Source organism: Spirosoma profusum (assembly GCF_014699005.1).
Classification (GTDB): Bacteria; Bacteroidota; Bacteroidia; order Cytophagales; family Spirosomataceae; genus Spirosoma; species Spirosoma profusum.
On the sequence record NZ_JACWZY010000018.1, the window covers coordinates 40,981 to 52,524 of the forward strand.

Annotated in this window: 8 protein-coding genes; 6 read left to right on the top strand and 2 right to left on the bottom strand. The window is 48.3% G+C overall.

What is annotated here, in order from left to right:
• Positions 1-47 precede the first annotated feature (47 nt).
• The 3 genes from IC229_RS19895 (at position 48) to IC229_RS19905 (ending at position 5,083) form a co-directional block, all read left to right on the top strand.
• Positions 48-2,303 carry an FG-GAP-like repeat-containing protein gene (locus tag IC229_RS19895; protein WP_190888767.1) on the top strand — a complete coding sequence of 752 codons (2,256 nt, stop codon included), beginning with the start codon at positions 48-50 and terminating at the stop codon, positions 2,301-2,303.
• A 226-nt stretch (positions 2,304-2,529) separates the two neighbouring features.
• Positions 2,530-2,895 carry a hypothetical protein gene (locus tag IC229_RS19900; protein WP_190888768.1) on the top strand — a complete coding sequence of 122 codons (366 nt, stop codon included), beginning with the start codon at positions 2,530-2,532 and terminating at the stop codon, positions 2,893-2,895.
• A 238-nt stretch (positions 2,896-3,133) separates the two neighbouring features.
• Positions 3,134-5,083 carry an ABC-F family ATP-binding cassette domain-containing protein gene (locus IC229_RS19905; RefSeq protein WP_190888769.1) on the top strand — a complete coding sequence of 650 codons (1,950 nt, stop codon included), beginning with the start codon at positions 3,134-3,136 and terminating at the stop codon, positions 5,081-5,083.
• A gap of 63 nt (positions 5,084-5,146) precedes the next feature.
• On the opposite strand, the gene IC229_RS19910 is transcribed toward IC229_RS19905, so the two are convergent.
• On the bottom strand, positions 5,147-5,932 hold the full coding sequence (locus IC229_RS19910) for a DUF3667 domain-containing protein (protein ID WP_190888770.1): 786 nt from the start codon (positions 5,930-5,932) through the stop codon (positions 5,147-5,149).
• A gap of 161 nt (positions 5,933-6,093) precedes the next feature.
• On the opposite strand from IC229_RS19910, the gene IC229_RS19915 reads away from it, so the two are divergent.
• Complete coding sequence (locus tag IC229_RS19915; RefSeq protein WP_190888875.1) at positions 6,094-7,155, top strand: PA0069 family radical SAM protein; 1,062 nt, start codon at positions 6,094-6,096, stop codon at positions 7,153-7,155.
• 24 nt (positions 7,156-7,179) lie between these two features.
• Here the strand turns inward: IC229_RS19915 and IC229_RS19920 are convergent, their stop codons facing one another.
• Positions 7,180-9,576, bottom strand: a complete 2,397-nt coding sequence (locus IC229_RS19920; protein ID WP_449451360.1) for an NHL domain-containing protein — start codon at positions 9,574-9,576, stop codon at positions 7,180-7,182.
• A gap of 225 nt (positions 9,577-9,801) precedes the next feature.
• Between IC229_RS19920 and IC229_RS19925 the strand changes: the two genes are divergently transcribed.
• Positions 9,802-10,482 carry an RNA polymerase sigma-70 factor gene (locus IC229_RS19925; RefSeq protein ID WP_317171603.1) on the top strand — a complete coding sequence of 227 codons (681 nt, stop codon included), beginning with the start codon at positions 9,802-9,804 and terminating at the stop codon, positions 10,480-10,482.
• Between the two features lie 42 nt (positions 10,483-10,524).
• Positions 10,525-11,541, top strand: coding sequence for a FecR family protein (locus IC229_RS19930; protein WP_190888772.1), 1,017 nt, complete (start codon positions 10,525-10,527; stop codon positions 11,539-11,541).
• The last annotated feature ends 3 nt before the right edge of the window (positions 11,542-11,544 follow it).

The window sequence follows — 11,544 nt, forward strand, 5'->3', positions numbered from 1 at the left end:
CGCCGGGGCAATGGATGACGGCGCCGAATTGTGAAGCCCAAAATTAGATGAAAAAGGCGTTTACGCTTCTGTTCTGTTTTACTGCTCTGGGCGTATTCGCTCAATCGGGCGGAAAAATTTCGTTTCGCTACGACCAGACACCAATGGTTACGGTCAATGGTCGCACGTTGTTGAACCCCTGGACGGGTGGGCTTAATTCCACGCAGTATTCAACCATGCGGCTCAATGACGATACCCGCGAAGACCTGGTGGTGTTCGACCGAATGACCAGCAAAGTCAGTACGTTCGTAGCCATCGATAATCCGACTGGTACGGGCACGTCCTGGCGTTACGCACCCGAATACGAAGCCGCTTTTCCGGCCAAACTGGCGAGCTGGCTGCTGCTGGTCGATTACGATCAGGATGGTCGGAAAGACTTGTTTACGTATCGGTCGGGCGTTCGGATATTTCACAACGATTCGCAGAATGGGCAGGTAAAATTCACCGTAGTAGCCGATCCCGTACAGACCGAAGGATTCAGTGGTCGCTTTTCGCTCTTTGTGTCATCAACGGATATTCCAGCCATCACCGACTTCGATGACGACGGTGATATTGATATCATTACGTTCGATTCGGGCGGGAACGTAGTGGCCTATCAGCAGAATATGAGCGTGGAACGTACCGGCAAAAAAGACGGACTGGACTTTAAACGTACCGGTGGTTTCTGCTGGGGGCATTTTCAGAAAGAATACTGTAACGACTTCGTTTTCGGTATCCAGTGCGATCAGGACCTGAGCATTACGGAGCCAAAAATAGCCAGTAAAAATCCGTCGGGAGCCCGCCCAATGCACGTCGGTAATACGTTGACGGTAATCGATACCGATGGTGACGGCAATAAAGATTTGCTGTTCGGTTTCGTGAGCTGCGAGAACGTAGCACGACTACGTAGTGCGGGTCCAAACACCGCCAAAGTTGATTATACGAGCTACGACAGTTTATATCCGGCTCAAAATCCGATTGCATTTCCGGCCTTTCCCGCTACGTTCTGGGAAGATGTTGACGGCGACGGAAATAAAGATTTGCTGGCATCGCCCAACGTGAGCCTGAACGATGGACTGGTTTTTGATTTCCGGGCGTCGGGTTGGTTTTATAAAAACAAAGGCACGAATCAGAAGCCTGACTTTCAGCTTGTTCAGAAAGATTTTCTGCAAAACGACATGCTCGATCTGGGCGAACGGGCTGCACCTGCTCTGGCCGATCTGGATGGCGACGGCGACATGGACATGCTGGTTGGTTACGGTGGTGTTGGCGTCGGAAAAGATTACCGGGCCGGGCTGTGGCAGTTCGAAAATAAAGGCACGCTCCAAAATCCGGCCTTCGTTCTTGTTACGACTGATTACCTGGGGTTGAATAAATCGCTGGCGATGAGTAATACGGTGCCTTCATTTACGGATGTCGATAACAATGGCAGCATGGATCTGGTGCTGACCAGCGCCATAGCTGGGGATGTAGATATCCGGTTATTTATCAATTCGGCGGCCAAAGGCGCGGCTGTACAATATGACCTGACTAAAGCTGTGCGCTGGCCCACGCCTGATAAAATGATAGTAGGTGATTTACTGACCATTACCGACGTTGACCACGATGGTAAACCAGACGCGCTTATTGGCCGGGATAAATTTGGGACAATTTTTTATTTCCGTAATACCGGCACGGCCACTAATCCGGTGTTACAGCTTCAAAATCAGACATTTGGTGGCATTGTTACTGACGATTATATATACGCCCAGGCTCGTTCGCTGGTAGTAGTAGACCTGAACGGTGACCAGAAAAATGAACTGATAGCGGCTGCCGACAATGGAACTGTTTACGTATATCAATTCCCGGACCCAATTAATCAGTCATTCGTCCTGCTCGATTCGCTCCCATCTATTGGTACCCCAGGCTCAAGACTTATTGCAGCAACCGCTGACCTTGACGGTGACCAATTGCCCGATTTAATGCTCGGCAGTGCCAGTGGAGGACTTCGTTACCTGAAAAATACGTCGCAGCGCATCATAACAAGTACTGGTCCAATCGAAGAACCCATCGGACCCTGGGCGTTTCCTAACCCAACTGACCGCTACCTGACCATCCGTGCACCTCACGACGGACGTATCGAATTACTCTCGATATCGGGTCAGCGCATGCTGGAAGATCAATCCGTTCAGGCGGGTGTAGAAACCACCATCGATCTGGGCAACCTGCCCGACGCTACGTATCTGCTACGTCTGCTCTCCGACAGCCGTACGCCGTTGGTACAGAAAGTGGTGGTCTGGAAGTGAGAAAATGGCTTTCGCGTAGTCTTAAAACCCCTAAATCCCCTGAAGGGGACTTTGTTCATTAGCAGACAAAGTCCCCTTCAGGGGATTTAGGGGTTTCGAGCTGAAAACACTTTGCCCTAGTGAGGGTTACTTTACGTAGCAATAAACTAGCCAAAAAGGTAGTGTTCGTCCTGATTTGATACGTCGCGGCAAATGACTTTTTCGGCCATCTAACTAATACGTAATCATGGAAAATACATCAAACGCCGATAACCAAAGCCCCGACCAATCGTTCGGTGATTCGCTGAAAGGCTTGTCTCCACAGAATGATAATTTACCGCCTAACAATGACGAAGAAGACATAACTGTCTATTCGGGACTGGGCGTAAAAAACGATCCCGATATCATGAATCCAGGCAGCGAAGAAGCTTCTGATACGTTGCTTTATACCGATAACGTAACGGCGCGTCACGCCACCGATGAGTTGTCGAACGATGAAGAACCCGACGAATTCACGAACGATCTGGCCAATAGCGATCTGTCGGATGATGAAATAGACGAAGAAATCACGGAGTTGGCCGAGGAGGAAGACGAAGGCAACGAACGATATTAAGAAGCTTATCTAGGTTTTTTGTCATGCTGAGGCACGAAGCATCTTAAGGTATCCTTACTCCCCGGTTTAGATATTTTAAGATGCTTCGTGCCTCAGCATGACAAAGCCACTCATTTCGACACTAGTGTGCAAGTTCAGGGTTTACCTAATACGTCTTACGCAGCACGATTTAGCGAACGTAACGCTTGTTAACGAGAGAAATCGTATTTCGTAACGCGTACTTCGTAAATTTGTACCCATGATTTCGATTACCAATCTCTCGTACTACCTCGGTAGCCGGGCACTTTATGAAAATGCCTCGCTCCACATCAAACCAAATCAGAAAATAGGGCTCATTGGGCTGAACGGAACGGGCAAATCAACCCTGCTACGTATCATCAATGGCGAATATCAGGCCGACGGCGGAACCATCTCCAAGGCTGGCGACGTAACACTCGGTTTTCTCAATCAGGATTTGCTCTCGTATCAGACCGACGATTCGATTCTGTCGGTGGCCATGCAAGCCTTTGAACGGGTAAATCAACTGCAAGTACAGATTGACGAGTTGCTCCACGAAATGGAAACCAATTATCGGGACGAACTCGTGGACAAACTTGGTAAGGTTCAGGAAGAATTCGACGCGCTCGACGGGTATACGGTTCAGTCGAGGGCGGAAGAAATTATGGAAGGTCTCGGCTTCTCGACCGAGGACCTGCAAAAACCGCTACGTACCTTTTCGGGTGGCTGGCGGATGCGGGTGATGCTGGCTAAACTGCTGTTACAGAAGCCATCTCTGCTGATGCTCGATGAGCCAACCAACCACCTTGACCTGCCATCGATTCAGTGGGTGGAAAAATACATTCAGACCTACGAAGGCGCTGTTATCGTAGTATCACACGACCGCGAATTTCTGGATAACGTTATCGACGTAACGGTGGAAGTAGCGAACGCAAAGCTGAATTATTACGCCGGTAATTATTCGTTCTATCTGGAGGAGAAAGCGTTACGTAACGAAATTCAGAAGGGCGCGTACGAAAATCAGCAGGCAAAGATCCGACAGACCGAACGTTTCATCGAACGTTTCAAAGCGAAAGCCACCAAAGCCAAGCAGGCCCAGAGCCGGGTGAAACAACTCGCTCGTATGGAGTTGGTCGATGCTGTGATTGATGAATCGGCGCGGGTAAACTTCAAGTTTCAGTTCTCGACCCAGCCGGGCCGCCATATTCTGCATCTCGACGATATTACCAAACACTACGGTCCTAAAAAAATCCTGACTCATGCCGACATCCGGCTGGAGCGGGGTGATAAAGTGGCCCTGATTGGCGCCAACGGACGCGGTAAATCGACGCTGCTACGTATCATTTCGGGTTCCGAACCACTGAACGACGGTAAGCGCCAGTTGGGGCATAACGTATCGTTTAGCTTCTACGCCCAGCACCAACTTGAGTCCTTGAGCGTAGATGATACGTTGCTCGACGAACTAAAACATGCCAATCCGACCAAAACCGAAGGCGAACTACGTGGCGTTTTGGGCTGCTTCCTGTTCTCCAACGACGAGGTTTTCAAGAAGATTAAAGTGCTCTCTGGTGGTGAAAAATCGCGGGTAGCGCTGGCGAAAGTGCTGCTTTCACAAGCTAACTTCCTGCTGCTCGATGAGCCGACAAACCACCTCGACATGCAGTCGGTGAATATTCTGATTCAGGCGCTGGAACAGTACGAAGGCACCTACGTAGTGGTTTCCCACGACCGGTATTTCGTGTCGCAGATTGCCAACAAAATCTGGTATATCGAGGATGAGCAAATCAAGGAATACCCCGGTACGTATGATGAATACGAATGGTGGATGGAAGAGAAAAAGCAGGGAGCAGGGAGCAAAGAGCAGGGAAACCCCAAAACTGCTACTGTCGTTACGCTCCCTGTTCCGCGCTCCGTGCCCCCTGCTTCAGACGACGAGCGGAAGGAGTGGCAACGTACGCTGAAAAAACTGACGCAGCAGGCCGAAGAGTCGGAGACTAAAATTGGCTTATTGGAGGAACGTAAAAAACGACTTGAAGCCGAACTCGCCGACCCAACTACCTACGGCGACAGTAAACTGATGCAGGCGAAAAATGACGAATACCATCGCGTCAAAACGGAAATTGACCAGCTTCAGGATGAGTGGGAAACGGCCATGCTCGAAGCTGAAAAATGGGAAAAGAAATTGGCTTAGCACCAACGTATCGTTTTTAATCAGGAAGCCGGAGCAGTAATGTTCCGGCTTTTTAGCGTCCGTTTATACGCTTAAGAATACGTATAGAAAAATTGCGCTGCCCGATACGGCTATCCATCCTAGCAGCGCCAGTACAGTAGCGCCACTGGTTTTAAGATAATTGATGGGCCGGTTGTAATCCAGAAACTGATAATAAGAAATCGTCAGGTAAACCAGTTGAAAAAGGAGAAGAGATCTGTTCAGAAACGATAGATATTGTTTCAGCACTAACCCCAGTATCAGCGTTAGAAGAATGCTGACTAACGAGAAAAAACTCGAAAAGAATACCTGCGCCACCAGATGTTCGGCGTAGTTGATACCACTTCGGCGGAAGCAGAGCCAGAAGATAAATGCGAAAATCGGAATAGCCGCCAGCCCAACAATATTGATGTTTTCTTCGATGAAAAGCGTCGCTTCTCGTCGGCGCTCAACGTAAGGTAACATGTCTTTGGAGATATTGGGCGTTACGTGTTGGCTGGGATTTTTCGTTCCCGAAAACCGAATAGTGTATGGTTTCACAAGCACATTTACCGACAGATTGAGGCCTAATACAAGCAGGAGAAAAGAGAAAGGATTAAAATATTTTTTGCGCTTCTTTTCCAGTATGTATTCGCGGGCCGTAGTTCCTGGTTGTGTTATAAGGTTTTTGATGAGAAACAAAACTCCCCGGTCAACACTAAAAATAGCCTGAGAAAACTCATCAAGAATATGACGAATCTGGAAACGTGGTAAATCGGTGGTTTGGCCGCAGGTTGGACAGTGTAAAAACTGACTCTCCAGTTTGGTTGAGCAATTCGGGCACTTTTCCATAAAACGGTAAGAATAAGCTTATAAACCCAAAATTTACTGCAAACTGCGAGAAATTAATGAGTTAGTCAATGCGTTTCATCGGCTCATAATGAATAAAAGCCAGCGAAAAATTTTGCTATTGCAATACAAGTAAAATATAATTGCATTTTACTTGTATGATTGTGGGCGACTATAAAAAAGGGCGAGGAGCGCAGTTTAATACGAATAACAAATTTGCGCGGCACCAATACGAACCAGACGAACAGGAATCTGCGCCTGATGACGACTTCCCACCCCCGACCGTAAAAACGCAGTTTTTCGAGGAAACGCCTAAGCAGATTATTAGCTACCCAAAAAGTCCGGATATCGGATTTGTGGCGTCTGTCAATCCGTATCAGGGGTGCGAACACGGCTGTATTTACTGCTACGCCCGGCCTTCGCACGAATACTGGGGATTTTCGGCGGGGCTTGATTTCGAGAGTAAAATCATGGTGAAGAAAAATGCGCCATCCCTGCTTGAAAAGCAATTCCAGTCGCGTACCTACAAACCTGTCGTCATTCATTTTTCGGGAAACACCGATTGCTACCAACCCGCCGAACGAACGTATCAGCTGACGCGGCAGATGCTCGCCCTTTGTCTACGCTACCGAAATCCTGTTGGAATTATCACCAAAAATGCCCTTATACTACGTGATTTAGACATTCTTGAACCGCTGGCTAAACTGAATCTGGTGAGCGTCGCCATTTCCATCACAACCCTCGACGAAAACCTTCGGCTGCTCATGGAACCACGTACTGTTACGGCTGCGCAACGGTTCAAAACAATGGCTACGTTACACAAAGCGGGAGTGCCTGTCGGCATTATGACGGCACCGATTATTCCCAGCCTGAACGACCACGAAATCCCCAAACTTATTGAACAGGCTGCTAATTCGGGAGCCAGTTGGGCGGCCTATACCGTGGTACGTCTGAACGGAGCGTTGGCCCCACTTTTCACCGATTGGGTGCAGCAAACCTTCCCTGAACGCGCCGAGCGAATCCTAAATCAGATTGCGGATTGTCACGGTGGTCAATTGAACGATTCCCGCTTCCGAACGCGCATGGCGGGCGAGGGAATTTATGCCCAGCACATCGCACAGCTTCACCGGATTGCCTGCCAGAAATACCTCGCTGGCCGCGCACCCGCTACGTTAACAACGAGTCTATTTCGCCCCGCCGGACAGATTGGGTTGTTTGATACGTAGTGGGCACTAAAAGGATCGTGTTTATCAAGGGGCGGTGGAAAGCTGGAGTTTAGCTCCTGGTGCTATGTTCAGTTTGCTTCCTGTTTCGTATTTGATACGTTGTGCTTCCGCCTGATAGCTCGCGGGCAAATTCACTACGTGTAAAAGCTGCACGTTTCGGGTTGAATTCGGAACCGACCCGCATGACCACACGGTTGGATCGTTCCAGTTACCGGCTTTAACAGTAAACATATGCTCGGTTAATACAGGCAGTGAGATTGAGCCAGCTGGCGAACCAAAAATAGACGTAGCAACGGTGACGGAGTACACCCCCGACGTAGTGACGACGGCCTGGTTTGATGTTCCTATTTGGGTAGCGCCGGGGCTAAATTGATACGAGAATCCTTCACCGGACGGTTGAGCCGTAATCGTAAGTGATGTGGGTGAGCAGTTGGCAGTTCGGTTGATGGCCAGGGTAGGACGAATTGGATACGTAACTTTTTTTATACGCCGATTGCCTGGTTCGGCTATATACAGGTTGCCAGCGACATCGAATGTAAAACCAGCTGGGGCTACTAAAGTACCCGTCTCGGCTACAGTAGATATTATTCCATTCCGATCAACCCGACGAATTCGATTATGGTATGATTCTGAAATATACATTGTTCCATCGGCAGCAAAATCTACTTTGAAAGGAAAAACCAAAGCACTATTGGTTGCCAAAATATACTCTCCACCATAATTAAACGTACCATTGCCTGCCACGGTGGTGATGATGCCGTTAGTATCGACTTTCCGTACTCGATAAGCTTCAGCAATGTATAGGTTTCCGTCTTTATCCAGACTTACGCTCGTTGGACTTGCTAGCCGGGCGTTAAGAGCTGGGCCACCATCCCCAGTAGACTCACCAGTTAGATCAGTAGTGCCCGCTACTCTGGTAATAATGCCAGATGTTGTGATCTTCAGAATACAATTATTGGACGTCACAAAAGCGGTACCGTCTTTTGTAAGGGCCATAGTGGTAGCGCCATAATAGCCAGAGGTGCTTATATACGCTTCAGGACCTATAAAATCAGTCGCTCCGCTACCGGCAGTAGTTGTGATGATACCATTTAGGTCAATTCGGCGTAAACGCCTATTGTATTGATCAGCAAAGTATAAATTACCGACAGAATCAATTGCAATATCCCGCGGATGTTGCAATTGAGCTGCAATAGCCGGACCTCCGTCTCCGGTATATCCTTTGCCTCCGTTCCCGGCGATAGAGGTAATGATACCATCAAGGGTGATCTTACGGATCCGGTCATTAAATTGATCGACAACATATACGTTTCCCTTGGTATCGACTGTTACGTTTGCAGGTCTATTGACGACAAATCGTTTCCGGAAAAAGGCATTCGTAGCCAGACCGCCATCACCACTGAACCCGCCAGCTACCGTAGTCATAATCCCATTGCTGGTGATACGTCGTATCCGACCATTTTCCTTATCTGAAATGTAAACATTGCCCGATGCGTCTACATCAACGCCCGAGTTTGTCCCGATTAACAAACTTATAGATGGCCCAATATCTCCATTAAACCCATTGGTACCATTCCCGGCTATGGTCGTAATGATTCCGTTACTATCTACTTTTCGAACACGTGCATCGGATTGAGCTATGTATAAGTTTCCTGCTCCATCTACAGCGACATCCATAGCTTGTAGTATAGGGGTATAAATCGCTATTCCACCATCATCACCAGAATAAAGACCTCCAGTACCTGCCACTGTCGTAATTATACCATTTACATCAACTTTACGCACACGGTTGTTGTATGAATCGGCGATATACAGATTTCCAGCATTATCGATAGTAATGGCATTCGGAAAATATAAATAGGCACTGGTTGCGGATATCACATCGCCATTATATCCACTACCACCGTTTCCCGCAACAGTCGTAATAATCCCATCAACACCTACTTTTCGAATACGATGAGTAGAATAGTCTACAATGTATAAATTCCCCGCATTGTCCAAGGCTATATCGGTTGGTTGGGCCAGGCTGGCGTTAGTTGCTAGTACACCGTCTCCGCTGTAACCTTGATTACCATTTCCAGCCACGGTTATAATCGTTCCGTTGGTCTCAATCCGTCGGATACGATTGTTCCCAGTGTCGGCTATGTATATTCTGCCTATGGCATCAACGGCGATACCCTTAGCATGATTAAAGGTCGTGTTGACGGCTAGGACGTTCTCTGTCGATGCACCGCTGCTTCCATTACCGGCTACAGTGGAAATAATACCGTTCGTATTAACTTTTCGAACCCGGTTGTCATCCATATCCATGACGAACATGTTGCCAGCCTGGTCAAAGGCAACACCCGTGGGGGTGCAAAAGCCAGCATTTAGCGCCGTTTGACCGTCTCCTATATTGGTACCAGACGCAATGGTAGTTATAACTTGTGCTTAAGCCGGACGAAGCAATAAGCAGAGAAGGACAATGACTATTTTTGAAAGGAAAATAGAAGTACGAGCCACGGAGGTGTTTAGATTAGTTAATAGAAAATGTAAATCTATTGATTTAGTATAATTGCGTAGTCAAATCATTACGTTAAGATTTAATTTTAACAGGAAATTTCTTCATAATTCCTCAGTAGACACTAAGGGTAAATCAACTTATCCGTGTCATTCCGGTATCTGAACGCCCGCCCGATGAATGAAGCTGAAGGTCTACCATTACAGAATCCGGAAAACCGTCTCCGACCGCTCCACCCGACGGATACGCCCGTAGCTATTGTCGATAACGAACACATTGTCCGGAAAGCCTTTGCCAACTCACCTGAGCAGGGTTTTGAAACGTTGTTCCGGCTCTATTACCGTCCACTTTGCAGTCATGCGCTACGTTTCGTCTATACGCGCGAAGTAGCGGAAGACTTGGTTGGCGAAGTGTTTTATCAACTCTGGAAAACCGGCGGATACGTAGCAGTTCAATACACGTATCGAACTTATCTCTACGCGGCAGTACGTCATCGGGCTTTCAACTATCTGCGTGATGAATTAACCGGAAATCGAACGCCTGTGTCGCTTGATAACGTACCGGAGTTACTACTCTCCGAAACTCCGCAAACGCTGGTTGAATATGATGAAACGTATCAGCGGCTCGAAAAAACCATTCAGGAATTACCTCCACAATGCCAGCGGGTTTTTCTGATGAGCCGGTTTGAAAACCGAAAAAATCAGGAAATCGCCGATGAATTAGGGCTGGCGCTCAAGACGGTTGAAGCTCATATGGCGCGAGCGCTTCAGCAGTTACGCAAGGTTTTTATTGGGCTTGCTCCACTCTTTTTTTTAGTAATCCACTAAGGGTAAAAGCGTAGACTTGTGTCCACCCTGCAAATGTCAGTTATGGAAAATATCGTCAACAAAACGGTGCTGTTCGACTATTTTTCGGGTCGGGTTAGTCCGTTACAGAAGAAAGCAGTTGAACAATGGCTGGCCGAACCAGACAATCGTGAACGCTACTATGAATGGCTCCATGAATGGGAGCTAAGTCAGTTACAGATGGACGCCAACTGGCAGATCGCCTTCGACAAGGTGGCCAGCGACGTAGTGGGTCAGTCACTGGTTGATGAGCCACCTCCCCTTGTTCGGCAGCGAAGAATCGGTCAAATCTGGCTGGCAGTGGCATCTGTGCTGTTGTTTCTTGGATTTGGAAGCTGGCTATTTCGGGATAAGCTTCTCTATGAAACGGTACAAACTGGCTTTGGTGAGACACGTAGCGTCACCTTACCCGACGGCTCAGAGGTTACGCTCAACGCCAATTCCTCGCTACGTTATGCGCGGTGGTTTGGCCGCCAAATTAGCTTCGGGCAATGGACGCTGGGAGGTAAGCAACGGGTACGTACCGTCGAATTAATTGGCGAGGCTGATTTTTCAGTACGTCATTTACCCGATCAGCAACGCTTTGTTGTACTGACGCCTAAAGGTCTGAACGTAACAGTTTTAGGTACGCAGTTCACCGTGTTCAGTCGCGAACGTAACACACGAGTAGTGCTACGTTCCGGGCGAGTGCAGCTCACGTTGCCACGAGTTCACCAACGGCCTTTGCTCATGAAACCCGGCGATTTAGCCACCCTCGACCGAAAAGGGCAACTGGCGCTGGTCAAGACCGTGCATCCTGAAGCGATGGCTTCCTGGAAACAACACCGCTTTACGTTCGAACTGACGTCGCTACGTGAAATTGCCGATATGCTTCACGAAAATTACGGTTTGCAGATCACAATTAAGCACGACCAACTGGCCGACCGCACGATTTCGGGTTCTTTCCCTGCCCGAGATGCCAACGAAGTGCTGCAATTGGTAGCGCAGTTACTTCAAATCAACTACAGCCGCGAGGATAATCGCGTTACGTTCACAGATTAACTA